We start from the raw sequence: 26,272 nt of genomic DNA on the forward strand, positions 1-26,272 counted from the left end.
AAAACGATCGCCACACTCAGACCATTCCTGACAGTCTTCCATATTTCCTCCATTTTTCCGCTGTGTTAGCTGACTAAACTAGTATCATTCCCCGAAGTATTCAGGATGAGAACGTATAACGATGAAAGGCAGTAACAAATCCCGCTGGGCAATCGCCGCTGGCATCATTGTGGTGGTCCTTGCCGCCGCCTGGTACTGGCACAGTCAATCTGCGAACTCCGCCGCTCCCGCTGGCGCCAGCAGCCAGGCCCAGCGCCCGGCTGGCGGCGGCCGTCACGGCATGCGCGGCGGCGCGCTGGCACCGGTTCAGGCGGCGACGGCGGTGAGCAAAGCCGTTCCGCGTTATCTGACGGGGCTCGGAACCATTACCGCCGCCAACACCGCCACGGTGCGCAGCCGCGTTGACGGTCAGCTCATCGCGATCCACTTCCAGGAAGGTCAGCAGGTCAAAGCGGGCGATCTGCTGGCGGAAATCGACCCGAGCCAGTTTAAAGTCGCCCTCGCTCAGGCGCAGGGGCAGCTCGCGAAAGACAAAGCCACCCTCGCCAACGCCCGTCGCGATCTGGCGCGCTACCAGCAGCTGGTGAAAACCAACCTCGTTTCTCGTCAGGAGCTGGACACCCAGCAGTCGCTGGTCAGCGAAACGCAGGGCACCATCAAAGCCGACGAGGCCGCCGTCGCCAGCGCGCAGCTGCAGCTGGACTGGAGCCGCATCACCGCGCCGATTGACGGACGTGTGGGCCTGAAGCAGGTCGATATCGGTAACCAGATCTCCAGCGGCGACACCACGGGCATCGTGGTGATCACCCAGACCCACCCGATTGATTTAGTCTTTACCCTGCCGGAAAGCGATATCGCAACCGTCATGCAGGCGCAAAAAGCCGGTAAAGGCCTGGTGGTGGAAGCCTGGGACCGCACCAACAAGCAGAAGCTGAGCGAGGGTTCCCTGCTCAGTCTGGACAACCAGATCGATACCACCACCGGCACCATCAAGCTGAAGGCGCGCTTTAACAACCAGGACGATGCCCTCTTCCCGAACCAGTTCGTCAACGCGCGAATGCTGGTCGCTACCGAAGAGAACGCGGTGGTGATCCCCACCGCAGCGCTGCAGATGGGTAACGAAGGAAGCTTTGTCTGGGTGCTGAACAGCGACAATAAAGTGAGCAAGCATCTGGTGAAAACCGGGATTCAGGACAGCCAGACGGTGGTCATCAGCGCCGGGCTCTCCGCCGGCGACCGCGTGGTCACCGACGGCATCGACCGCCTCACCGAAGGCGCGAAAGTTGAGGTGGTTGAACCTGCGAAACAGGGAGCGACCTCCTGATGCAGGTTATGCCCCCGAGCTCTACAGGTGGGCCGTCACGCCTGTTTATCCTCCGCCCTGTCGCCACCACGCTGTTGATGGTGGCGATCCTGCTGGCCGGGATCATTGGCTACCGCTTCCTGCCCGTGTCGGCGCTGCCGGAGGTGGATTATCCAACGATTCAGGTTGTCACTCTCTATCCTGGCGCCAGCCCGGACGTGGTGACGTCCGCCATTACCGCCCCGCTGGAGCGCCAGTTTGGCCAGATGTCCGGGTTAAAACAGATGTCCTCCCAGAGTTCCGGCGGGGCATCCGTCGTGACGCTGCAGTTCCAGCTAACGCTGTCATTGGACGTCGCCGAGCAGGAAGTGCAGGCCGCCATCAACGCCGCCACCAACCTGCTGCCGTCGGACCTGCCTAACCCGCCGGTCTACAGCAAGGTGAACCCGGCGGATCCGCCGATCATGACGCTGGCCGTTACCTCCTCCGCCATGCCGATGACCCAGGTCGAAGACATGGTCGAAACCCGCGTGGCGCAGAAGATTTCTCAGGTCTCCGGCGTCGGCCTCGTCACGCTGGCGGGCGGCCAGCGCCCGGCCGTGCGCGTGAAGCTTAACGCACAGGCGATTGCCGCGCTGGGGCTGACCAGCGAAACCATCCGCACCGCCATCAGCAGTGCCAACGTCAACTCGGCGAAAGGCTCGCTGGACGGCCCGACCCGTGCGGTCACCCTCTCGGCAAACGACCAGATGCAGTCCGCCGACGAATACCGTCAGCTGATTGTGGCGTACCAGAACGGCGCGCCGATCCGCCTGGGCGATGTCGCCACCGTGGAACAAGGCGCGGAAAACAGCTGGCTCGGCGCGTGGGCGAACAAGCAGCAGGCGATCGTGATGAACGTGCAGCGCCAGCCGGGCGCCAACATCATCGAAACCGCCGACAGCATCCGCACCATGCTGCCACAGCTGATTGAAAGCCTGCCGAAATCGGTCAGCGTAAAAGTCCTTTCCGACCGCACCACCAACATTCGCGCGTCGGTCACCGATACCCAGTTCGAGCTGATGCTGGCGATTGCGCTGGTGGTAATGATCATTTACCTGTTCCTGCGCAACGTTCCGGCAACCATTATCCCCGCCGTCGCTGTGCCGCTCTCGCTGGTCGGGACCTTTGCGGTGATGGTGTTCCTCGACTTTTCGATTAACAACCTGACGCTGATGGCGCTCACCATCGCCACCGGGTTCGTGGTGGATGACGCCATCGTCGTTATCGAGAACATCTCGCGCTATATCGAGAAAGGTGAAAAGCCGCTGGCCGCCGCGCTGAAGGGCGCAGGGGAAATCGGCTTTACCATTATCTCGCTGACCTTCTCGCTGATTGCGGTGCTGATCCCGCTACTGTTTATGGGCGACATCGTCGGGCGGCTGTTCCGCGAGTTTGCCGTGACGCTGGCGGTCGCCATTTTGATCTCTGCCGTGGTGTCGCTGACCCTGACGCCGATGATGTGCGCCCGCATGCTAAGCCACGAGTCCCTGCGCAAGCAAAACCGCTTCTCCCGCGCCTCCGAGCGGATGTTCGAGCGAATTATTGCCGCCTACGGTCGCGTGCTGGCGAAAGTGCTGAACCATCCGTGGGCAACGCTTGGCGTGGCGCTGGGCACGCTGGCGCTCAGCGTAATGCTGTGGATTTTTATTCCGAAAGGTTTCTTCCCCATCCAGGATAACGGCATTATTCAGGGCACGCTTCAGGCTCCGCAGTCGGTCTCCTTCGCGAACATGGCGCAGCGCCAGCAGCAGGTGTCTGAGATCATCATGAAAGACCCGGCGGTGGAGAGCCTGACGTCCTACGTGGGGGTGGATGGCACCAATCCGTCGCTCAACAGCGCGCGTCTGCAGATCAACCTCAAGCCGCTGGATGAGCGCGACGACCGCGTGAACGCCGTCATCGAGCGCCTGCAAAGCGCCGTGGCCCGCGTGCCGGGCGTTGAGCTTTACCTGCAGCCGATTCAGGATCTGACCATTGATACCCAGGTCAGCCGCACGCAGTATCAGTTCACGCTCCAGGCTACGTCGCTTGACGCCCTCAGCACCTGGGTGCCGCAGCTGGTTGAAAAACTTAACACCCTGCCGCAGCTCGTCGACGTCAGCAGCGACTGGCAGGACAAAGGGCTGGCGGCGTACGTGAACGTTAACCGCGACACCGCCAGCCGTCTGGGCATCACCATGTCTGATGTGGACAACGCCCTGTACAACGCCTTCGGACAGCGCCTGATCTCCACCATCTACACCCAGGCGAACCAGTACCGCGTGGTGCTGGAACACAACACCGAGAACACCCCCGGCCTGGCCGCGCTGGACTCGGTGCGCCTGACCAGCAAAGACGGCGGCATTGTGCCGCTGAGCGCCATCGCCACGGTGGAGGAGCGCTATACCCCGCTGTCGATTAACCACCTGGATCAGTTCCCGTCCACCACCATTTCCTTCAACGTGCCGGACGGTTACTCGCTGGGCGAGGCGGTGGAAGCCATCCAGGCTGCTGAAAAAGCGCTCAGCTTCCCGTCCGACATTCAGACCCAGTTCCAGGGCAGCACGCTGGCGTTCCAGGCCGCGCTGGGGAACACCGTCTGGCTGATCGTCGCGGCGGTCGTGGCGATGTACATCGTGCTTGGCGTGCTGTACGAAAGCTTTATCCACCCAATCACCATCCTCTCTACCCTGCCAACGGCGGGCGTGGGGGCGCTGCTGGCATTGATGCTGGCGGGCAGCGAGCTGGACGTTATTGCCATCATCGGCATCATCCTGCTTATCGGGATCGTGAAGAAAAACGCCATCATGATGATCGACTTTGCGCTGGCCGCCGAGCGCGAGCAGGACATGTCGCCGCGCGATGCCATCTTCCAGGCCTGCCTGCTGCGTTTCCGCCCGATCCTGATGACCACGCTGGCCGCCCTGCTGGGGGCGCTGCCGCTGATGCTCAGCACCGGCGTCGGCGCGGAGCTGCGCCGCCCGCTGGGTATCGGTATGGTCGGGGGCCTGCTGGTGAGTCAGGTGCTGACGCTCTTCACCACGCCGGTGATCTATCTGCTGTTTGACCGCCTGGCGCTGTGGACCAAAAGCCGTTTCCCGAAACGTGAAGAGGAGGCGTAAGTGAAGTTTTTCGCCCTCTTCATTTACCGTCCGGTGGCGACGATTTTACTCTCCGTCGCCATTACCCTGTGCGGCGTGCTGGGCTTCCGGCTGCTGCCAGTTGCCCCCCTGCCGCAGGTGGATTTCCCGGTGATCATGGTCAGCGCCTCGCTGCCGGGTGCGTCACCGGAGACCATGGCCTCGTCCGTTGCCACGCCGCTGGAGCGTTCTCTTGGGCGGATTGCGGGGGTCAACGAGATGACCTCCAGCAGCTCGCTGGGCAGCACGCGCATCATTCTGGAATTCAGCTTCGACCGGGATATTAACGGTGCCGCCCGTGACGTGCAGGCGGCCATCAACGCCGCGCAAAGCCTTCTGCCGAGCGGGATGCCGAGCCGTCCGACCTACCGCAAGGCCAATCCGTCCGACGCGCCAATCATGATCCTGACGCTGACTTCGGACACCTATTCTCAGGGGCAGCTCTACGACTTTGCCTCGACCCAGCTGGCGCAGACGATCTCACAAATCAACGGCGTGGGTGACGTGAGCGTTGGCGGCAGTTCTCTGCCCGCCGTGCGCGTGGGCCTGAACCCGCAGGCGCTGTTCAATCAGGGCGTGTCGCTGGACGACGTGCGCTCCGCCATCAGCAGCGCCAACGTGCGTAAACCGCAGGGGGCGATTGAGGACGGCAGCCACCGCTGGCAGATCCACACTAACGACGAGCTAAAAACCGCCGCGGAATACCAGCCGCTGATTATTCACTACAACAACGGCGCGGCGGTACGCCTGAGCGACGTCGCCAGCGTCACCGACTCGGTGCAGGACGTGCGCAACGCCGGGATGACCAACGCTAAACCGGCCATCCTGCTGATGATCCGCAAGCTGCCGGAGGCGAACATTATTGAGACGGTGAACAGCATTCGCGCCCGCCTCCCGGAGCTACAGGAGACCATCCCGGCAGCAATCGATCTGCAGATTGCCCAGGATCGCTCCCCGACCATCCGCGCCTCGCTTGAAGAGGTGGAGCAAACGCTGATTATCTCCGTCGCGCTGGTGATCCTGGTGGTGTTCCTGTTCCTGCGCTCCGGCCGCGCGACGCTGATCCCGGCGGTGGCCGTGCCGGTGTCGCTGATTGGGACATTTGCCGCCATGTACCTGTGTGGCTTTAGCCTTAACAACCTGTCGCTGATGGCCCTGACGATTGCGACGGGCTTCGTAGTGGATGACGCCATCGTGGTGCTGGAGAACATTTCCCGCCACCTTGAAGCGGGCGTGAAACCGCTGCAGGCCGCGCTGCAGGGCACGCGCGAGGTGGGCTTTACGGTACTTTCCATGAGCCTGTCGCTGGTGGCGGTATTCCTGCCACTGCTGCTGATGGGCGGGCTGCCGGGCAGGCTGCTGCGGGAGTTTGCCGTCACGCTCTCGGTCGCCATCGGGATTTCGCTGGTGATTTCCCTGACGCTGACGCCGATGATGTGCGGCTGGATGCTCAAGCGCAGCAAGCCTCACTCGCAGCCGCGCCGCAAAGGCTTTGGTCGTTTTCTGATGGCGATGCAGGAAGGCTACGGCAAATCGCTGAAGTGGGTGCTGAACCACACGCGGCTGGTCGGCCTGGTGCTGATCGCCACCATTGGGCTCAACGTCTGGATGTACATCACCATCCCGAAAACCTTCTTCCCGGAGCAGGACACCGGGGTGCTGATGGGCGGCATTCAGGCGGACCAGAGCATTTCATTCCAGGCGATGCGCGGCAAGCTGCAGGACTTTATGAAGATCATTCGTGAGGATCCGGCTGTAGACAACGTCACTGGCTTTACCGGCGGCTCGCGCGTTAACAGCGGGATGATGTTCATTACCCTTAAGCCGCGCGGCGAGCGCAACGAAACGGCGCAGCAGGTGATTGACCGCCTGCGTGTGAAGCTCGCCAAAGAGCCGGGCGCAAACCTGTTTTTGATGGCCGTTCAGGATATCCGCGTCGGCGGGCGGCAGGCGAACGCCAGCTATCAGTACACGTTGCTCTCAGATGATTTAGCCGCCCTGCGCGAGTGGGAGCCGAAGATCCGTAAGGCGCTGGCCGCCCTGCCGGAGCTGGCGGACGTGAACTCCGATCAGCAGGACAACGGCGCGGAGATGGCCCTGACCTACGACCGTGAAACCATGTCGCGGCTGGGCATCAACGTTGAAGCCGCCAACAGCCTGCTAAATAACGCCTTCGGCCAGCGGGAGATCTCCACCATCTATCAGCCGATGAACCAGTACAAGGTGGTGATGGAGGTTGACCCGCGCTACACCCAGGACATAAGTGCGCTGGATAAAATGTTTGTGATTAACAGCGACGGCAAGGCGATACCGCTCTCCTACTTTGCCAGCTGGCGACCAGCCAACGCGCCGCTGTCGGTGAACCATCAGGGGCTGTCGGCGGCGTCGACCATCTCCTTTAACCTGCCCGCCGGTTCGTCGCTTTCCGAGGCCAGCGACGCGATCAACCGCGCGATGACGCAGCTTGGCGTACCGTCCACCGTGCGCGGCAGCTTTGCCGGGACCGCGCAGGTATTCCAGGAGACGATGAACTCGCAGGTGATTTTGATTCTGGCCGCCATCGCCACGGTCTATATTGTGCTTGGCGTCCTGTATGAGAGCTACGTTCATCCGCTGACCATCCTCTCGACGCTGCCGTCGGCGGGCGTGGGAGCGCTGCTTGCGCTGGAGCTGTTCGGCGCGCCGTTCAGCCTGATCGCGCTTATCGGGATTATGCTGTTAATCGGCATTGTTAAGAAAAACGCCATCATGATGGTGGACTTTGCGCTGGACGCCCAGCGCAACGGCAACCTCTCGCCGGAGGAGGCGATCTTCCAGGCCTGCCTGCTGCGTTTTCGTCCGATCATGATGACCACCCTGGCGGCGCTGTTTGGCGCACTGCCGCTGGTTATCTCGGGCGGAGACGGCTCAGAGCTGCGCCAGCCGCTGGGGATCACCATCGTCGGCGGCCTGGTGATGAGCCAGCTGCTGACGCTGTACACCACGCCGGTGGTCTATCTGTTCTTCGACCGCCTGCGGCTGCGCTTTTCGCGTAAAAACAGAACCACGGTGACCGGGTAAATGACTGAGCTTCCCAGCAACGTTCGCTGGCAATTGTGGATAGTCGCCTTCGGCTTCTTTATGCAGTCGCTGGATACGACCATCGTCAACACCGCCCTCCCCTCCATGGCGAAAAGCCTGGGGGAGAGCCCGCTGCATATGCACATGGTGATTGTCTCCTACGTGCTGACGGTTGCGGTGATGCTGCCTGCCAGCGGCTGGCTGGCGGACAAAGTGGGCGTGCGGAATATTTTCTTCACGGCTATTGTGCTGTTTACCGCTGGCTCGCTGTTTTGCGCCCAGGCCAGCACCCTCGACCAGCTGGTAACGGCGCGCGTGCTGCAGGGCGTCGGCGGGGCGATGATGGTGCCCGTCGGGCGGTTAACGGTGATGAAGATTGTGCCACGCGAGCAGTACATGGCGGCGATGACCTTCGTCACCCTGCCCGGCCAGGTGGGGCCGCTGCTGGGACCGGCGCTGGGCGGGATGCTGGTGGAGTACGCCTCCTGGCACTGGATCTTCTTGATCAATCTGCCGGTGGGCATCATCGGCGCCATCGCCACCCTGACGCTGATGCCGAATTACAAAATGCAGACGCGGCGCTTTGATTTCTTAGGCTTTATTCTGCTGGCGGCGGGCATGGCTACGCTCACCCTGGCGCTCGACGGGCAAAAGGGGCTGGGGATCTCCGCCCTGACGCTCGGGGTGCTGGTGGTTATCGGCATCACCGCCATTCTGTGGTATCTGTGGCACGCTCGCGGGAATGACCAGGCGCTGTTCAGCCTGAACTTATTTAAAAATCCCACCTACCGCCTTGGCCTGTTCGGCAGCTTCGCCGGACGTATCGGCAGCGGCATGCTGCCGTTTATGACGCCCGTGTTTCTGCAAATTGGCATGGGGTTTTCGCCGTTTCACGCGGGCCTGATGATGATCCCGATGGTGCTCGGCAGCATGGGGATGAAGCGCATCGTGGTGCAGGTGGTGAACCGCTTTGGCTACCGTCACGTGCTGGTGGCCGCCACACTGGGGCTGTCGCTGGTGAGCCTGCTGTTTATGACCGTGGCGCTGATGGGCTGGTACTACGTCCTGCCACTGGTGCTGTTCTGCCAGGGGATGATCAACTCCATGCGCTTCTCATCGATGAATACCCTGACGCTGAAAGACCTGCCGGACGATCTGGCGAGCAGCGGCAACAGCCTGCTGTCGATGATCATGCAGCTCTCCATGAGCGTGGGCGTGACTATCGCGGGGTTACTGCTCGGCATGTACGGTCAGCATCACCTCAGCGTCGACACGCCGGTGGCGCATCAGGTCTTTTTGTATACCTATCTCAGCATGGCGGTGATTATCGCCCTGCCCGCTTTCATCTTCGCCAGAGTGCCGGATGATACCAGCAAGAACGTCGTGATTAGGCGCGGCAAAAGGAGTGGCTCATGAAATTCTGGCGTCCGGGTATTACCGGCAAGCTCTTCGTGGCGATCTTCGCCACCTGTATCGTCCTGCTGATCACCATGCACTGGGCGGTGCGGATCAGCTTTGAGCGCGGTTTTATTGATTACATCAAGCATGGCAATGAACAGCGTTTACAGGGCTTAAGCGATGCGCTGAGTGAACAGTACGCCCAGCACGGCAACTGGCGTTTTCTGCGCAATAACGACCGCTTTATTTTCCAGATCCTGCGCTCGCTGGAGCACGATGCCGGCGACGATCGGCCTGGCCCGGGCATGCCGCCACACGGCTGGCGCACCCAGTTCTGGGTAATCGATCAGGATATGCGCACGCTGGTTGGGCCGCGCGCCCCGATACCGCCGGACGGCACCCGCCGGGCGATTAAGGTGAATAACGCGACCGTCGGCTGGGTTATCGCCTCACCGGTGGAGCGCCTGACGCGCAACACCGATATCAATTTTGACCGCCAGCAGCGCCGGACCAGCTGGCTGATCGTCGCTCTCTCCACCCTGCTCGCCGCGCTCGCCACCTTCCCGCTGGCGCGCGGTCTGCTCGCGCCGGTGAAACGGCTGGTGGAAGGCACGCACAAGCTGGCCGCCGGGGATTTCACCACCCGCGTCGACACCCGCAGCCAGGACGAACTGGGCAAGCTGGCGCAGGACTTTAACCAGCTCGCCAGCACGCTGGAGAAAAACCAGCAGATGCGCCGCGACTTTATGGCCGATATTTCCCACGAGCTGCGCACCCCGCTGGCAGTGCTGCGCGGCGAGCTGGAGGCGATTCAGGACGGCGTACGCCAGTTTACGCCCGAATCGGTGGCCTCTCTGCAGGCGGAGGTGGGCACGCTCACCAAGCTGGTGGACGATCTCCACCAGCTATCCATGTCCGACGAAGGGGCGCTGGCCTACCAGAAGGCGCCCGTTGATGTGATTAACGTGCTCGAAGTTGCCAGCGGCGCCTTCCGCGAGCGCTTTGCCAGTCGCAACCTGAAAATCGACCTCTCCCTGCCGGACAGCGCGGTGGTATTTGGCGACAAAGACCGGCTGATGCAGCTGTTCAACAACCTGCTGGAGAACAGCCTGCGCTACACCGACAGCGGTGGCGGGCTGCATATCTCCGGCAGGCAGGACAACGGGCGCTTCGCCCTCACCTTCGCGGATTCCGCCCCCGGCGTGCAGGACGCGCAGCTGGAAAAATTGTTCGAGCGCTTTTACCGCACCGAAGGCTCCCGCAACCGCGCCAGCGGCGGTTCCGGCCTGGGGCTGGCGATTTGCGTTAACATCGTCGAGGCGCATAATGGCACCATTCGCGCCGCCCATTCGCCTTTTGGCGGGGTTAGCATTACAGTAGAGTTACCTCTGGAACGGGATTTATCGAGAGAAGTATGACCGAGTTACCGATTGACGAAAACACGCCGCGCATTATGATCGTCGAAGACGAACCCAAGCTGGGACAGCTGCTGATCGACTATTTACGCGCGGCCAGCTATGCCCCGTCACTGATCAGCCACGGCGACCAGGTGCTGCCGTACGTGCGCCAGACCCCGCCGGATCTTATCCTGCTGGATTTAATGCTGCCTGGCGTTGATGGCCTGACCCTGTGCCGGGAGATTCGTCGCTTCTCCGACGTGCCTATTGTCATGGTTACCGCTAAAATCGAAGAGATTGACCGTCTGCTGGGGCTCGAAATCGGCGCGGACGACTACATCTGCAAGCCCTACAGCCCGCGTGAGGTGGTGGCCCGCGTGAAAACCATTCTGCGCCGCTGCAGGCCGAAGCGCGAGCTTCAGATGCTGGACGCCGAAAGCCCGCTGATTGTGGATGAGAGCCGCTTCCAGGCGAGCTGGCGCAGCAAGCTGCTGGACCTCACCCCTGCGGAGTTCCGCCTGCTGAAAACCCTCTCCCACGAGCCGGGAAAAGTCTTCTCCCGCGAACAGCTGCTGAACCACCTGTACGACGATTACCGCGTGGTGACCGATCGCACCATCGACAGCCACATCAAAAACCTGCGCCGCAAGCTGGAGGCGCTGGACGCCGAGCAGTCATTTATTCGCGCGGTGTATGGCGTGGGATATCGCTGGGAAGCGGATGCGTGCAGGATTGTGTGACTTTGATGGCTTACCTTTTTTCTGACATTAACATATATAGTTCATTTATTGAAGTTCTTTCTTAAAATGTTATATTTTAAATAGATAACGCATTGACAACTTTGATAACAAAAACAGCTGAGAAATAAAATGGAAAACAATCAGAAATTTATTAGTACTATAAAAAATGAAACAGATTTCGAAGAATTGGTCCGGAGATATGTTAGCCATGCTTTCGGTGTAGAAGCCTATCTCATTGGCGGCCCCTGGGATAATGGAAAAGATCTTGTTTACAAGATTAGAAACAAAGAAATAAAAGAAGCAACTCAGATTTCTATACAAGAAAATCGACTAGAGGAAAAAATCGAAGCCGATTTAAAGAAAATCACCGTTTTGGTCGATGAACACAATTACCCAGCCACTCTGAATTTCTTTTGGAGTCACCCAGCATCCGAATTTACATTGGACAAAATAAAAACAAAAGCAAAGAAAGAATATGGAATAACACTGGAATTTTTTGATGCAAAACGACTTGGACAAGATATAACAAATAACTATCCTGATCTACTTAATTTTCTAATCAAAGACATACATAAACTAAGTGCTAACACCGATTTAATCTTAGATATTAAACAAAGAACTTTTTATGAATATTTACTATTAAGCAAAGATAGCGCCAATTTAAAAAACTCAATCACCGATGCCAATATATTATCCCTTCTTTCTGAAGGGGATAAGACACTCGATGAAATCCTTGAAAATATTGATGGCATCTCTATAAAAAGAGGAGCTCTAATTGGAAGATTAAATTATCTTTCAAAAAATGGCAGAATTATATTCAACTCACCTAACTACTCTCTTTCTTTACAAGAAAAAATAAGAATTGAGAATACCTTGCTAAGAGAGACAGCCCAAGAAGTAGAACTAATAGAATTACTTGAACGGGAACTTACACAGTATAAAGGGGAAAAACTAGCGACGCAGATACTTGACTTGATAAAAAAAGCGTATGAAGCTTCAGTAGATGTTCAAATAACTGAACTGGATTTCCAGCCACCAAAAGCACAAATAATAAAAACAATTATTAACGAATTAAGCGTGTTAATCACCAAACATTGCAATCTCGATTCTAATAATATTTCAGCTGAAGCATTATCACAACATTTAGTAGAATTAGCCAATGAAAGTAATTATTTATCTGAACACTGCTCTGCTAAACTTTGTTTAAACTTGCTAAGCAATAGAAAACTAGAGAAATACATCGAAGAAAAAATGTTCTTCATTTATCTAGATGCCCCCGTCTTAATTCCTTATCTCGCAGTAACACGATTTTCAAAGAAAGAGTTATTAGATAGATCACTTAAGAATGTCAATATTATGCGAGAAAGCATCAATGGCCTTAAAAATAAAAAAATAAGGGCAACTATTGAGCATTTTGAAGAAACAGTTAGACACCTCGAACAGGCTGATAAAATTAGCCAATTCGCTACAGCTGATTTAATCAACGAGCTTGGCGGAACCAAAAATGTATTTTTAAATATATATTTAAAATGGAAGGCTGACCAACCTGATAGATTTGGGTTTCATAATTTCTTGTTTGAATTTATTGGGATTGAAGATGAAGATATACCAATTACAAATCGTTTTGATGCCTACGCTGCTTGTGTACATGATTTTCTTCAGATATGTAACATTGAAATAATTGATTATTTTGATAATTTGCCAACTGACTATCTCTACAAAGTAAAGAGCAAATTTTCACGTGAAATTGCTTTAAAAAATCGTGCTCCGAAGGCAATTGAAAATGACGTTATTTGCTCAGCAGTTCTTGGTGATAACCGTTTACACTGTGATGATAAAGGTTATTTCAGTACACCAATGATTGTAACTCTAGATTCAACACAGTATGAATTGAGAAACGTTGTACGAAGTTTTTATCCATCATATGAATGGTTGGTGTATACACCACAAAGAGCAATAGAACGTCTTTCAATGCTTGGAATGAAAATTTCACCATCATCTTTGAAAGATGGAGTGTTAGCTACAATTTCAGAAGAGTATTTCTTTAAAGAAAATACAACTAGTTTGATCGACACTCTTTCAATCATTGTAGGTGACAACCCTGCTGAGCAAGGGGAAATAGTTAATCTAATCACCCGATTAAAACGTAAAGTAATTGGTGAAAACATTGACCAAAATGAAATAGACATCGAAAAATACAATATAATTAGTCAAGTGCTTTTATTTACTCATAAAGAATTTAAAAATGAAATGAAAAAAGTGAGAAAACTATTTTCCGATGCAAAATACAAAGAAACCCTAGTGGATTTACTGAGTCACACTATCGTTTCTGGTTTTAATGAAAAGAGTAAGACTACATATTTAAAAAGTTTCGCTACTTTACTTACCAAACTAGATTGAAATCAATTTATTATAAATGGGGTGAATTTTGCCCCATTAAATTGTAAATCAAATTTAATCATACTAACTCGTCTGAGTATTAGTTTTTTAAATACTACCATAGTTATGGTTTACCTCCCTGCCCCGCAGCGCTACAATGCCCGCCCTTAAAGTAGGGGATCTCCCCTTACCGCTGCACCTGGTGCATGCGGATCTGACCTGTCATCAGAACGAGAACAAACATGTTTAAACCGGAACTCCTTTCCCCGGCGGGAACGCTGCAAAATATGCGTTACGCTTTCGCCTATGGCGCCGACGCCGTGTATGCGGGCCAGCCACGCTACTCGCTGCGCGTGCGTAACAACGAATTCAACCACGAGAACCTGCAGCTCGGCATCAACGAGGCGCATGCTCTGGGTAAAAAATTCTACGTGGTGGTCAACATCGCGCCGCACAACGCCAAGCTGAAAACGTTCATCCGCGACCTGAAGCCGGTGGTGGATATGGGGCCGGACGCGCTGATCATGTCAGACCCGGGTTTAATCATGCTGGTTCGGGAGAACTTCCCGGAAATGGATATTCACCTCTCCGTACAGGCTAACGCCGTCAACTGGGCGACGGTAAAATTCTGGAAGCAGATGGGGCTGACCCGCGTCATTCTGTCCCGCGAGCTTTCGCTGGAAGAGATTGAAGAAATCCGCACTCAGGTGCCGGACATGGAAATTGAAATCTTCGTTCACGGCGCGCTGTGCATGGCCTACTCCGGCCGCTGCCTGCTCTCTGGCTATATCAACAAGCGCGACCCGAACCAGGGCACCTGCACCAACGCCTGCCGCTGGGAATATAACGTCCAGGAAGGCAAAGAGGACGATATCGGCAACATCGTCCACAAGCACGAGCCTATTCCGGTGACCAACGTTGAGCCTACGCTGGGCATCGGCGCGCCAACCGACAGCGTGTTTATGATTGAAGAAGCCAAACGTCCGGGCGAGTACATGACCGCCTTTGAAGACGAGCACGGCACCTACATCATGAACTCGAAAGATCTGCGCGCCATCGCCCACGTTGAGCGCCTGACTCAGATGGGCGTGCACTCCCTGAAGATTGAAGGCCGCACCAAATCCTATTACTACTGCGCGCGTACCGCACAGGTGTACCGTAAAGCCATCGACGATGCGGCCGCCGGTAAACCGTTCGATACCAGCCTGCTGGAAACGCTGGAAGGCCTGGCGCACCGCGGCTATACCGAAGGCTTCCTGCGCCGTCATACCCACGACGACTACCAGAACTACGAGCACGGCTACTCCGTTTCCGAGCGCCAGCAGTTTGTCGGCGACTTCACCGGCGAGCGCAAAGGCGCGCTGGCGGCCGTGGCGGTGAAAAACAAGTTCACCAAAGGCGACAGCCTGGAGCTGATGACCCCGCAGGGCAACATGAACTTCACGCTGGAGCATCTGGAAAACGGCAAAGGCGAAGCGATTGAGGTTGCGCCGGGCGACGGGCATACCGTCTGGCTGCCGGTTCCGGAAGAAGTGGAGCTGAAGTTCGCGCTGCTGATGCGTAACTTCAACGGTGAAAGCACACGTAATCCACACGGCAAATAGTCAATCAGGGAAATTTTTTCGCGCTGGGATAATTCTTAGAATCGGATCACATACCGCTTCGTTCAATACGGGTATTATCCCCCCGCTGAAAAACATAACCCATAAATGCTAGCTGTACCAGGAACCACCTCCTTAGCCTGCGTAATCTCCCTTACGCGGGCTTATTTTTTGCCTTCTCTCTCCTCAACCCAGGCAATGAGTTCGTCGATTTGCTTCTCTGAGAACACGGCGATCCCATTCTCAGCGAGCAACGATGCAGCAACCCCCATCCCCGCTTTCTGTATACCGCGAAACGATCCGTCATAAATAAACTCACTGCCGCACGTTGGGCTGCCATCGGTTAACAATGCAGCGCTACACCCCGACTCCTGAGCAGCGCGTAGCGCAAGCCAGGCTGCAAGCTGATACTGCTCAGTAACGTCCTGCCCGGTATTTTCAATAATTCTGGCTTGGCCGCGCATTACGTCTTTGCCATCAGCGGACATAATCTCTGCCGGAGGACGCGGTACAGGCAGCCCGGCAGCCAATTCAGGGCAGTGGATAACCAGACGTTGTTCCTGTTGCCAGCGAGCGAGTTGCGCTTTCATTCTCGCTTTTTCACTTCCGTTATAACGGACCCTGAAGCCCATCAGGCACGCGCTTACCAAAATTTTATTCATCATCACTTTCCTGTGATTACGTTAATATCATCGCTGGAGTGTAACGCGCTTTCGGGCATATTTTGTTCCTTTCATCCTGTTCTTACCCGCTTTTTCCCTCTCTGCTATACACTCTTACTAACGCTAAAAAAGGGAGCAGCGAGGATGGCAACCTATCCAGACAGTTTATTGATTCTCAATGGCAAAAGTGCAGGCAACGATCCGTTGCGTCAGGCGATTATGGGTTTGCGTGACGACGGCGCACGTATCCACGTGCGCGTGACGTGGGAAAAAGGCGACGCGGCACGCTATATCAACGAAGGCTTAGCGTTAGGTATCAGCACCATCATTTCCGGCGGCGGCGATGGCACCATCAATGAGATCGCCTCTGCGCTTATCGACCTGCCACCGGCAGATCGCCCGGTGATGGGCATATTACCGCTCGGCACCGCCAATGATTTTGCCACCAGCGCCGGGATCCCAGAAGATTTAGAGAAGGCGCTTCAGCTGGCGATCCTCGGCAAAGCCACCGCCGTGGATATCGCCCAGGTGAATGACAAAACCTGCTTTATCAATATGGCGACGGGTGGATTCGGCACGCGCATTACCAGCGAAACGCCGGAAAAACTGAAGGCGGCGCTGGGCGGCGTGTCGTACCTGATCCACGGATTGATGCGTATGGACACCCTCAAGCCGGACCGATGCGAAATTCGCGGTGAGGATTTTCAGTGGCAGGGCGACGCGCTGGTAATTGGGATTGGCAACGGACGTCAGGCAGGCGGCGGACAGCAGCTCTGCCCGGAGGCGCTGATTAACGATGGTCAGCTACAGCTGCGCATTTTCACCGGCGACGGTCTGCTGCCCGCGCTGTTTACCACGCTGACGCAGCCGGAAGAGAGCCCGAATATCATTGACGGTAAATCGGCGTGGTTCGAGGTGAATGCTCCGCACGGGATGACGTTTAACCTCGACGGAGAGCCTCTTAGCGGGACGCAGTTCCGCATTGAGGTATTGCCCGGCGCGCTGGAGTGCAGGCTGCCGCCGGACTGTGTGCTTTTGCGCTGATGTTTCACACGGTGCGCGATGATGCCCTCACCCCAACCCTCTCCCACGGGGAGAGGGAGATGGAGACGTCAGGCAATTGTGACTTTACTGTCCAGATAGACGTCCTGAACCGCATTGATCAGCTTCACGCCGTCGGCCATTGATTTCTTGAACGCCTTACGGCCAAGGATCAGCCCCATGCCGCCCGCGCGTTTGTTGATAACCGCCGTACGCACCGCATCGGACAGGTCAGTATCGCCGCCCGCCGCGCCGCCCGAGTTAATCAGCCCCGCGCGGCCCATATAGCAGTTCGCCAGCTGGTAGCGCACCAGGTCGATCGGGTTATCGCTGGTCAGCTTGCTGTAAACGCGATCGTCGGTGTAGCCAAAGTTCACCGCTTTATAGCCACCGTTATTCTCCGCCATTTTCTGCTTCACGATGTCCGCGCCGATGGTGGCCGCCAGATGGTTCGCCTGGCCGGTCAGGTCGGCGGAGACGTGATAATCCACCCCGTCTTTTTTGAACGCCGAGTTACGCAGGTACGCCCACAGCACGGTCACCATACCCAGCTCGTGCGCGCGCTCAAACGCTGCGGAGATCTCTTCAATCTGACGACGGGACTGTTCAGAGCCGAAGTAAATCGTCGCCCCGACGGCCACCGCCCCCATGTTGAACGCCTGCTCGACGCTGGCGTAGAGGGTCTGGTCATACTCGGTGGGGTAGCTGAGAGTTTCGTTGTGATTCAGCTTCACGAGGAACGGAATGCGGTGGGCATAGCGACGCGAAACCGAAGCCAGCACGCCGTAGGTGGAGGCTACACAGTTACAGCCAGCTTCAATCGCCAGCTCAACAATATTCTTCGGATCGAAGTAGAGCGGATTCGCCGCGAAAGAGGCGCCCGCCGAGTGCTCAACGCCCTGGTCCACCGGCAGAATAGAGAGATACCCGGTGCCGCCGAGTCGCCCGGTGTTGTAGAGGGTCTGCATGTTTCGCAGAACCGCAGGCGGACGGTTGTTATCCACCATCACGCGGTCAACGTAGTCGTGACCAGGCAGGTAAAGCTGGTCGGCTGGAATGGTCATACAACGATGCTGTAAAAGGCTGTCGGCGTCTTTGCCAAGCAACTGCGCAATATCAGTCATGTGATACTCCCGTAAATCCGACGTCGTGTCGGTGTGTGTTTATCCAGTCCCATCTTTTATGGGCAGACTAAGCCTGGTACCGACTTAACAGATTTTCCACCATATGCATTTTTTTTCAGCACAATCTGCTGGCTCGATTCGTGTACAACAAAACTGTTACATTGATCAAACAATCGCCACAAAGGTATTTAAAAGGTATTATTGAGTGGTATGTTAAAGGCGTACCTTATCTGACATGCAGGATTAAAAAATGAAAACGAAAGTCCAACTGTCATTCATGATGTTTGTTGAATGGTTTATCTGGGGCGCGTGGTTTGTGCCATTGTGGCTGTGGCTGAGCAAAAGCGGGTTTACCGCCGGGGAAATTGGCTGGTCTTACGCCTGTACCGCGATTGCCGCGATCCTCTCTCCTATCCTGGTCGGCTCGCTGACGGACCGCTTCTTCGCCGCGCAGAAAGTACTGTCGGTGCTGATGTTCGCCGGCGCGATCCTGATGTACTTCGCCGCGCAGCAAACCCAGTTCAGCACCTTCTTCCCGCTGCTGCTGGTCTATTCCCTGACCTATATGCCGACCATCGCGCTGACCAATAGCATTGCCTTCGCGAACGTGGACGACGTTGAGGCTGATTTCCCGCGTATCCGCGTGATGGGCACCATCGGCTGGATCGCCTCGGGGCTGGCGTGCGGGTTCCTGCCACAGATGCTCGGCTACAGCGATATTTCCGATACCAATATTCCGCTGCTGATGACCGCAGCCAGCTCCGCCCTGCTCGGCGTCTTTGCCCTGTTCCTGCCAAACACGCCGCCGAAAAGTACCGGCAAGCTGGATTTCAAAGTGATGCTGGGGCTGGATGCGCTGGTCCTGCTGCGCGACAAAAACTTCCTGGTGTTCTTCTTCTGCTCGTTCCTGTTCGCCATGCCGCTGGCCTTCTACTACATCTTCGCCAACGGCTATCTCACCGAAGTGGGGATGAAAAACGCCACCGGCTGGATGACGCTCGGCCAGTTCTCTGAAATCTTCTTTATGCTCGCCCTGCCGTTCTTTACCAAACGCTTTGGTATTAAGAAGGTCTTACTGCTGGGCCTGATTACCGCCGCCATCCGCTACGGCTTCTTCGTCTACGGTGGCGCTGAACAGTACTTCACCTACGCCCTGCTGTTCCTCGGCATCCTGCTGCACGGCGTGAGCTATGACTTCTACTACGTGACCGCGTACATCTACGTGGATAAAAAAGCGCCGGTGCACATGCGCACCGCCGCGCAAGGCCTGATTACGCTGTGCTGTCAGGGGTTTGGTAGCCTGCTGGGTTACCGCCTGGGCGGCGTGATGATGGAAAAAATGTTCGCTTACAAAGAGCCGGTGAATGGGCTGACCTTCAACTGGGCCGGAATGTGGACATTTGGTGCAGTCATGATTGCCGTGATTGCCGTGCTGTTTATGCTGTTTTTCCGCGAATCGGATAAAGAGATCACCGCAATTGAGGTGGTTGATGGCGATACCGCGCTGACACAAGGGGAAGTTAAATGAAACAAGACCGTATTCTCGGGGCCCTTTACGGCCAGGCGTTAGGGGATGCGATGGGCATGCCGTCGGAGCTGTGGCCGAGAAAGCGCGTCAAGACGCACTTCGGCTGGATCGACCGTTTTTTACCCGGCCCGGCAGAGAATAACGCGGCCTGCTATTTCAAACAGGCAGAGTTCACCGATGACACCTCGATGGCGCTGTGCCTGGCCGATGCGATTATCGAGTGCGACGGGGAGATTAACGCGGATGTTATCGGCAAGCATATCCTGAACTGGGCGCTCGACTTCGACGCGTTCAACAAGAACGTGCTCGGCCCGACCTCGAAAATCGCGCTTAACGCGATTCGTGACGGGAAGCCGGTCAGCGAGCTGGACAACAACGGCGTGACTAACGGGGCGGCGATGCGCGCCTCCCCGCTGGGCTGCCTGCTCCCGGCGACGCGGCTGGAGCACTTTGTGAACCAGGTGGCGCAGGCCTCCAGCCCGACGCATAAATCGGATCTCGCCATTGCCGGCGCGGTGGTGATTGCCTGGGCGGTTTCCCGCGCCATCGACGGGGAACGCTGGCAGAACATCGTCGATGCCCTGCCGGGGATCGCCCGCTATGCGCAGGAGGCGAAAACCACCACCTTCAGCGCGTCGCTCGCGGCACGCATTGAGCTGGCGCTTAAGACCGTGCGGGACGCCAACGGCATCGACTCCGCCAGCGAGCAGATTTATCAGCTCACTGGCGCAGGTACCAGCACCATTGAGTCCGTTCCGGCAGCCATCGCGATGGTTGAGCTGGCGGGAACCGACCCGAACCGCTGCGCCATTTTATGCGCCAATCTGGGTGGCGATACCGACACCATTGGCGCGATGGCGACGGCCATCTGCGGCGCGCTCCACGGCGTGCAGGCCATTGACCCGGCGCTCAAAGCCGAACTCGACGCCGTTAATCAGCTCGATTTCGGTCACTACTGCGAAAAACTGCTGCACTTCAGGGAGCAAAGGGAGGGCGTATGAATGCATTTGCCCAACGTCTCGACACCCTGCACGCCACGCGCCCGGTGACGGTGTTGGGCGCAGCGGTGATTGACGTCATCGCCGACGCCTACGCCCTGCCCTGGCGCGGGTGTGATATCGAGCTTAAACAGCAGGGGGTGAATATCGGCGGCTGCGCGCTGAATATCGCCATCGCCCTGAAACGGCTCGGCATTGCGGCGCAAAACGCCCTTCCCGTCGGCCACGGCGTGTGGGCGGATATTATTCGTAACGCGATGGCGAAGCAGGATCTGCACAGCGCCGTGGAGGCTGAAACCGGCGACAACGGCTGGTGTCTGGCCCTGGTGGAGCCTGACGGCGAGCGCACCTTTATGTCCTTTAGCGGCGTCGAGAACCAGTGGCAGCAGCGCTGGCTTGATGAGCTAAACGTCCCGCAAAATAGCCTGGTTTATCTCTCCGGCTACCAGCTGGCCTCGCCGTGCGGCGAGCTGTTGACGGGCTGGCTTGAAGGGCTGGAGGACGTGACGGCGCTTATCGATTTCGGCCCACGCATCGCGGATATCCCCGACGCGCTGATGGCGCGGATTATGGCCTGCAGGCCGATCGTGTCCCTTAATCGTCAGGAAGCGGAGCTCGCTGCTGAAAGGCTGGGCGTTGAGGCTGAAAACCTGGGCGAGGAGTGGCAGCAGCGCTTCGGCGCCGCGCTGATTGTGCGGCATGATAAAGACGGGGCTGCCTGGTATGATGGCGACGCATCGGGCGTTGTTCCGGCGTTCCCCGCCACGGTAGTGGACACCATTGGCGCTGGCGACAGCCACGCGGGCGGCACGCTTGCCGGGCTGGCGGCGGGATGGTCGCTGGCAGACGCCGTTCTGCTGGGGAATGCCGTGGCGTCCTGGGTGGTGAGCCATCGCGGCGGCGACTGCGCGCCCACTCGTGAGGAATTACTCCTCGCACACAAAGACGTATAGGTCGCTGCGACAGTAGCTGATGCTGTACTCAATCGGCCGGTGCTGCTGGTCAAGCGCAACCTGCTTGATCACCAGCACCGGTATTTTTTCGTCCATCTTTATGTGCGCCTGAAACTCGCTGTCCGGCATGCGGGCGCTGACCCGTGAACGGGTGCGCTGCGGGAAGATATTCTGACTGCGGAAGTAGTCGTACAGCGAAATCCCTATCGCATCCGGTTCGGGAATGAGCCCAACCGGCACCCAGGACTCTTCAATCGACACCGCATCGTCATCCACATAGCGAATACGCTTCAGCAAAAAGACGTCGCTGTTCGGCTCCAGCGACAGGTGGCCCGCCACCTCTTCCGGGCATTTCACCACGCGTTTATTGACCCACAGCGTATTAGGCGTTTTACCGCGTAGCACCACCTGCTGAGAGAACCCGCGCGCTTCCTTGAGCGAGTATTCGAAGATGTTGTTAATTTGCGTGCCGTAACCCCGGGCACGCGTGACAACGCCCTCGGCTTCCAGCGCCTGCATCGCTTTGCGCACGGTGATCCGCGACACGCCGGTTAACTGGCTCAGATCGCGCTCGCCGGGCAAAATGTTCCCGTGCTCCAGCACGCCGCTACGCACCGCGTTTTTTACCGTTTCGGCAAATTTCAGGTACAGCGGCGTGTTGTCAGGCGCGGCGATCCGTTCAGTCAGTTGAGCGATTAACCGGGTATGCGCTTGTTCCATCTCTGTTTTCTCAGGCGTGGTGTTTCCTGCCAGTATACTGGGTTACCACCACGCATGAAAATGATGAACCGGCCCAATACCGTGACCGACTTCCAGAGTATCGGCTTTTGCCAGCGCCGCCGAGAGCCAGATTTTCGCTTCTCGCACCGTATCAGCCCAGCCGTCATGCCGTGGGCGCAGCGCCGCCAGCGCGGCGGAGAGGGTGCACCCCGTGCCGTGGGTGTTTTTGGTCTGTACGCGCGGAGCCGTAAAACGTTGCTCGCCGTCGCGGGTAAAGAGCCAGTCCGGGCTTTCAGCGTCATCCAGATGACCGCCTTTCATCAGCACCGCGCCGCAGCCCATCGCCAGCAGCGCATACCCCTGCTCTTTCATTTCGCGTTCAGTTTGCGCGTGCGACGTGCCTAACAGCGCGGCGGCTTCCGGCAGATTGGGCGTGATGAGCGCCACCTGCGGCAGCAGCTTATTGCGCAGCGTCTCAACGGCGGAGGCGGAGAGCAGCGGATCGCCGCTTTTTGCCAGCATGACGGTATCCAGCACCACGTTTTGCACCTGATAGCGTTTTAGCCGCTCGGCCACCGCCTCCACAATGTCCGTTTCGGCCAGCATGCCGATCTTGGTGGTATCAATCCGCACGTCGCTGAACACCGAATCCAGCTGCGCGGCAACAAAATCCGGCTCGATACGGTAGACCGACTGCACGCCGCGCGTGTTTTGCGCTACCAGCGCGGTAATCACCGAGCAGCCATACGCGCCAAGGGCCGAGAAGGTTTTCAGATCGGCCTGGATGCCTGCGCCGCCGCTGGGATCGGTGCCGGCAATGGTCAGGGCGTTAATCCGCTTCATGCCTGTTCCTCCAGCGTATAGAGCGCATCCAGGAAGGCGCTGGTAAAACTGCCTGGCCCGCGCGAGCGCGCAACGGCTGCCGTTCCGGCGCGCTTCATCCATCCGCAGGCGGCGGCAACATTATCCAGCCGGTCCCCCGGCAGCGAGCAGCTCGCCGCCACAACGGCAGAAAGCGCGCACCCGGTTCCCACTACGCGCGTCATTAACGGGTCTCCGCCCGTTACCGTTCGGGTCCGCTCTCCGTCAGTGATGTAGTCCACCTCGCCGGTGACCACCACAATGGCATGGGTCTGGCGGGCCAACGCCTGAGCGGCAGGCAACGCGCTGGCGGCGGTGTCGGTGGTATCAACACCGCGCCCGCCCGCGCTCATTCCGGCCAGAGCCAGGATTTCAGAGGCGTTGCCGCGAATGGTGGTCGGGTTCAGTGCCAAAATTTGATGGCAAAAACGGGTTCGGAACGTCAGGGCACCCACCGCAACCGGGTCCAGCGTCCAGGGTTTGCCTGCCGCCACCGCGCTTTCAATGGCACGACGCATCGACTGGGCGCGCGGTGCGGTCAGCGTGCCGACGTTGATTAACAGCGCATCGGCTATCGCGGCAAACTGTTCGGTCTCTTCGGCCTCAATCACCATCGCCGGGGATGCGCCAAGAGCCAGCAAAACGTTGGCCGTAAAGGTCTGTACGACGTCATTGGTCATGCAGTGGGTCAGCGGAGAACGGGTGCGGAAGTGGTGTAAAACGTGTAAATCGAGCAGGTCAGGCTGCATGGGTTCGCTCCTGCCTTGCGTGAAGAAGCGATGACCGCGAAGGCATCTGACTTCCCTACGCTGGCATTATCCAGATCAGGTAATACGGGTATTTCTCAGCCTTCAACGAAGAAGGGCACCCCGAGTCAAATCTATATAAAACAATCAGTTACAAAGAAACAAATTGTAGATGCTTAGTGTAACCGGGGGTAGGGATCAGGCGCAAGGATTTTCGATTTACAATTAAATTCAACTCTGCCGCCAGAAGATAAATAGAGATTTTTATTGAGCTTATATTACATAAATACTACTTTTGGCACCATCGAAATAGAATCCAAGCCAAAGATAAGCCAATAGACAAAATAACTAACCACACTTCAAAAGATGTTTAAAAGTAGATAATAGATTCCCTTATTGTTACTCATAGCTTGCAATTTATATCAATCCAATGAATACATCCCAGGTATTTATCTATCATGGGAATAATTGATAATATAATTTCTTCTGATAATATAAACCTTTTGCATTGTGAGGGATCTACATGCACGATTTCAGATTGTTCATGATATGGGATGCAGCAAGGGAACTTAAACCCGAAGATTTTCAATACATACTGAGACCGGAAGTCACTTTTGAAAGAGCAAGAATCTACTACGATCTTGATTCTGACAACTATTCTTATTTTAGCCTCCATCAAATGCCAAACAGAAAGAGTGGGTTTGTAAATCCTCATTCAGCCAAATATGACCGTAAACGTAATGGTCTGTACGATGGTGCATATGATCACACACAGCATAATATAGATACTGGCTGGCTTATCGGAATAGACACCACTGAAAAATGGGATTACTTCAAACATCCCTTTTATTTTGATGAAAAGGGTGATCTTGTTTATGATTGCTTTATGGAACATTGGCATTCATGGTTTGAAATGGAAGTAAAAAAAGCATATGAAAAGTGTTTAAATGATCATCAGGGAAGGAAACCAGCGCCTACACAAAAAATTCATTATTCAGATGCCCCTATACAACATGCGCAATCAGCTAAGACCATCAATAGCAAAGCAGCAGGACGTTTATTGGCCGCTGGCGGGGTTTATAATGGAAACATTGAAGGGTTCAGAAAAACTGCAGAACAATTAGGCGGTGAGGCTATACAGGGTTATGACCAGGTATTAAATGAACAAACAGCAGGTACAGTAATAGCAGCAGCCTCTATTTTAATGGCTAAAAGACCTAATTCTCAATTGTATGAAGAAATGAATAGTTACATAGGAAAGTTGAGAGGTGAAACTAAGTTGCTTGATGGATTAGAAATTAAGCAAATTAACTATGTCAGACGTGAACCAGCCGAAGCAGCAGTATTAAGACGAGAGTTTAATAGTTCTATCAGAAAAAATTTCCTTAAAGACATTGCTGGTACACCGGAAGCTGCAAACAAGTTTAGTCCATCAGATTTATTACGTATGTCAGAAGGCGGAGTCCCTGGTGGTTGGAGCGTTCACCACAAGTTACCATTAGATGATGGCGGTACTAACGCTTTTGAAAACCTGTCATTGATTGAAAATGAACCATACCATAAATTGTTTACCAATATGCAATCATCCGTAACAAGAGATATGATAGCAGGTGAAAGTAAGATAACTCCGTGGGCTATGCCTACTGGTTCTATTTATCCACTTAAATGATTTGAAAGGAACAATGATGGAAAATAACATAAATGAAATTCTTATCGAACTAAAAGGAATGATGGATAAATGGGAGTATCCAGTAGAAGCCCCTATCAAAGATTCATTTCTTGAAAGCATAAAAAACAGAGAGTCTAGCAATACTCTACATCCTATGTTACGAACTCTAGGTGATGAAATTGACTTGTTATTTACAAATCAACCTGATTATGTAAGTTTTTTGAAGTATATGGATGGATTTGAATATAACGGATTAACCTTATTCAGTCTTTCTATACCTGAACCATTAGTTAAAAACTTATTTGTTATGAACGATTTTTATAGAGATAATGATGATTATATCAATCCTGATCTTGCTCAAAGATTAGTGATCGGAGAAGATAGTATTTCATTATTTACTTATGATTCAAAATCTAATTTATTTGAAATTAGGGATAATGTTGGTACAGAAAATGTTTTTGGTTCATTTGACAGTTTCACTGATTTTTTAAGAGAGATCCTTGATACTGTAGCATAGCCTGTAAATGGGGGTGATCATGCCCCCTCTCTAAACACTCCCTTTTGTATAACAATCCTCTTACTAAGTTATAGCAATCAACGTTAGATACATTCTTGAATAAATTTTCAACACAAATATTTTTCGCCTGCATCTAAAGCACTCATGACAGTTTCAACATAACTTTCATTCAAAAGACAAGAAGGATTCGATAATAAAGAATGTAGAAAAATCTATAAATTTGAATTAACTATTTTACACATTCTGCATTATTTTCGACCATAACACTTAAGAGCTTCTTATTGATTAGTGTTTAATACTTTTTTCACTTCAAATCTCTACTGATCTGTATCTAACTGTAATTATTGGGATAATGCCATTTCTATCACAGCAGACCTGATTAGCTATAGATGCTATTTATGATTTAGATAAATA

Annotated in this window: 19 protein-coding genes and 1 riboswitch; of the genes, 14 read left to right on the plus strand and 5 right to left on the minus strand. The window is 55.1% G+C overall.

Features of this window, described 5'->3' with window-relative positions:
* Positions 1 to 121 precede the first annotated feature (121 nt).
* The 8 genes from IM265_RS20770 (at position 122) to yegQ (ending at position 15,042) form a co-directional block, all read left to right on the plus strand.
* Complete coding sequence (locus IM265_RS20770) at positions 122 to 1,324, plus strand: MdtA/MuxA family multidrug efflux RND transporter periplasmic adaptor subunit (protein ID WP_041909096.1); 1,203 nt, start codon at positions 122 to 124, stop codon at positions 1,322 to 1,324.
* Entirely contained in the window at positions 1,324 to 4,446 is a 3,123-nt protein-coding gene (locus tag IM265_RS20775) for an MdtB/MuxB family multidrug efflux RND transporter permease subunit (RefSeq protein ID WP_193030504.1), read from the plus strand. The genes IM265_RS20770 and IM265_RS20775 overlap by 1 nt, the downstream gene beginning before the upstream one ends.
* Complete coding sequence (gene mdtC, locus IM265_RS20780) at positions 4,447 to 7,524, plus strand: multidrug efflux RND transporter permease subunit MdtC (protein ID WP_193030502.1); 3,078 nt, start codon at positions 4,447 to 4,449, stop codon at positions 7,522 to 7,524.
* The gene (locus IM265_RS20785) at positions 7,525 to 8,940 is read left to right on the plus strand and encodes an MFS transporter (RefSeq protein ID WP_192979483.1); all 1,416 of its coding nucleotides are present in this window, start codon (positions 7,525 to 7,527) and stop codon (positions 8,938 to 8,940) included.
* Positions 8,937 to 10,340: a two-component system sensor histidine kinase BaeS gene (gene baeS / locus IM265_RS20790; RefSeq protein WP_028013813.1), complete on the plus strand. Its 1,404-nt coding sequence runs from the start codon at positions 8,937 to 8,939 to the stop codon at positions 10,338 to 10,340. Before IM265_RS20785 ends, baeS begins: the two co-directional genes overlap by 4 nt.
* Complete coding sequence (gene baeR, locus IM265_RS20795) at positions 10,337 to 11,059, plus strand: two-component system response regulator BaeR (RefSeq protein ID WP_193030500.1); 723 nt, start codon at positions 10,337 to 10,339, stop codon at positions 11,057 to 11,059. Before baeS ends, baeR begins: the two co-directional genes overlap by 4 nt.
* 129 nt (positions 11,060 to 11,188) lie before the next feature.
* A complete protein-coding gene (locus tag IM265_RS20800; RefSeq protein ID WP_193030498.1) occupies positions 11,189 to 13,459 on the plus strand; it encodes a hypothetical protein in 2,271 nt (756 codons plus the stop codon).
* A 221-nt stretch (positions 13,460 to 13,680) separates the two neighbouring features.
* Entirely contained in the window at positions 13,681 to 15,042 is a 1,362-nt protein-coding gene (yegQ, locus tag IM265_RS20805) for a tRNA 5-hydroxyuridine modification protein YegQ (RefSeq protein WP_008500866.1), read from the plus strand.
* A gap of 161 nt (positions 15,043 to 15,203) precedes the next feature.
* On the opposite strand, the gene IM265_RS20810 is transcribed toward yegQ, so the two are convergent.
* The gene (locus IM265_RS20810; RefSeq protein ID WP_193030496.1) at positions 15,204 to 15,704 is read right to left on the minus strand and encodes a DUF523 domain-containing protein; all 501 of its coding nucleotides are present in this window, start codon (positions 15,702 to 15,704) and stop codon (positions 15,204 to 15,206) included.
* Between the two features lie 141 nt (positions 15,705 to 15,845).
* Between IM265_RS20810 and yegS the strand changes: the two genes are divergently transcribed.
* Positions 15,846 to 16,745, plus strand: a complete 900-nt coding sequence (gene yegS / locus IM265_RS20815; RefSeq protein ID WP_088204811.1) for a lipid kinase YegS — start codon at positions 15,846 to 15,848, stop codon at positions 16,743 to 16,745.
* A gap of 68 nt (positions 16,746 to 16,813) precedes the next feature.
* On the opposite strand, the gene fbaB is transcribed toward yegS, so the two are convergent.
* The gene (gene fbaB, locus IM265_RS20820) at positions 16,814 to 17,866 is read right to left on the minus strand and encodes a class I fructose-bisphosphate aldolase (protein ID WP_008500869.1); all 1,053 of its coding nucleotides are present in this window, start codon (positions 17,864 to 17,866) and stop codon (positions 16,814 to 16,816) included.
* A gap of 250 nt (positions 17,867 to 18,116) precedes the next feature.
* Here fbaB and IM265_RS20825 point away from each other — a divergent pair, with 250 nt between their 5' ends.
* Genes IM265_RS20825 through IM265_RS20835 form a run of 3 tightly spaced genes read left to right on the plus strand, consistent with a single transcriptional unit; the run spans position 18,117 to position 21,345 of the window.
* Positions 18,117 to 19,394, plus strand: coding sequence for a nucleoside permease (locus tag IM265_RS20825; protein WP_028013818.1), 1,278 nt, complete (start codon positions 18,117 to 18,119; stop codon positions 19,392 to 19,394).
* Entirely contained in the window at positions 19,391 to 20,395 is a 1,005-nt protein-coding gene (locus IM265_RS20830) for an ADP-ribosylglycohydrolase family protein (RefSeq protein WP_193030494.1), read from the plus strand. The genes IM265_RS20825 and IM265_RS20830 overlap by 4 nt, the downstream gene beginning before the upstream one ends.
* A complete protein-coding gene (locus IM265_RS20835; protein WP_048957531.1) occupies positions 20,392 to 21,345 on the plus strand; it encodes a PfkB family carbohydrate kinase in 954 nt (317 codons plus the stop codon). The genes IM265_RS20830 and IM265_RS20835 overlap by 4 nt, the downstream gene beginning before the upstream one ends.
* On the opposite strand, the gene IM265_RS20840 is transcribed toward IM265_RS20835, so the two are convergent.
* Genes IM265_RS20840 through thiM form a run of 3 tightly spaced genes read right to left on the minus strand, consistent with a single transcriptional unit; the run spans position 21,319 to position 23,675 of the window.
* Positions 21,319 to 22,065 (minus strand): GntR family transcriptional regulator, encoded by a 747-nt coding sequence (locus IM265_RS20840; RefSeq protein WP_028013821.1) that lies wholly within the window; start codon positions 22,063 to 22,065, stop codon positions 21,319 to 21,321. The genes IM265_RS20835 and IM265_RS20840 overlap by 27 nt on opposite strands.
* 42 nt (positions 22,066 to 22,107) lie before the next feature.
* Entirely contained in the window at positions 22,108 to 22,908 is an 801-nt protein-coding gene (gene thiD / locus IM265_RS20845) for a bifunctional hydroxymethylpyrimidine kinase/phosphomethylpyrimidine kinase (RefSeq protein WP_028013822.1), read from the minus strand.
* On the minus strand, positions 22,905 to 23,675 hold the full coding sequence (thiM, locus tag IM265_RS20850; protein WP_193030492.1) for a hydroxyethylthiazole kinase: 771 nt from the start codon (positions 23,673 to 23,675) through the stop codon (positions 22,905 to 22,907). The genes thiD and thiM overlap by 4 nt, the downstream gene beginning before the upstream one ends.
* A gap of 35 nt (positions 23,676 to 23,710) precedes the next feature.
* Positions 23,711 to 23,808, minus strand: a riboswitch (TPP riboswitch).
* 387 nt (positions 23,809 to 24,195) lie between these two features.
* On the opposite strand from thiM, the gene IM265_RS20855 reads away from it, so the two are divergent.
* Together IM265_RS20855 and IM265_RS20860 are read left to right on the plus strand one after the other, a co-directional pair.
* Positions 24,196 to 25,341 carry an HNH endonuclease gene (locus IM265_RS20855; protein WP_193030490.1) on the plus strand — a complete coding sequence of 382 codons (1,146 nt, stop codon included), beginning with the start codon at positions 24,196 to 24,198 and terminating at the stop codon, positions 25,339 to 25,341.
* Between the two features lie 13 nt (positions 25,342 to 25,354).
* The gene (locus IM265_RS20860) at positions 25,355 to 25,858 is read left to right on the plus strand and encodes a YrhA family protein (RefSeq protein ID WP_193030488.1); all 504 of its coding nucleotides are present in this window, start codon (positions 25,355 to 25,357) and stop codon (positions 25,856 to 25,858) included.
* Positions 25,859 to 26,272 lie beyond the last annotated feature (414 nt).

It is taken from the genome of Enterobacter cloacae complex sp. P17RS, assembly GCF_014895885.1.
GTDB classification, from domain to species: Bacteria; Pseudomonadota; Gammaproteobacteria; order Enterobacterales; family Enterobacteriaceae; genus Enterobacter; species Enterobacter bugandensis.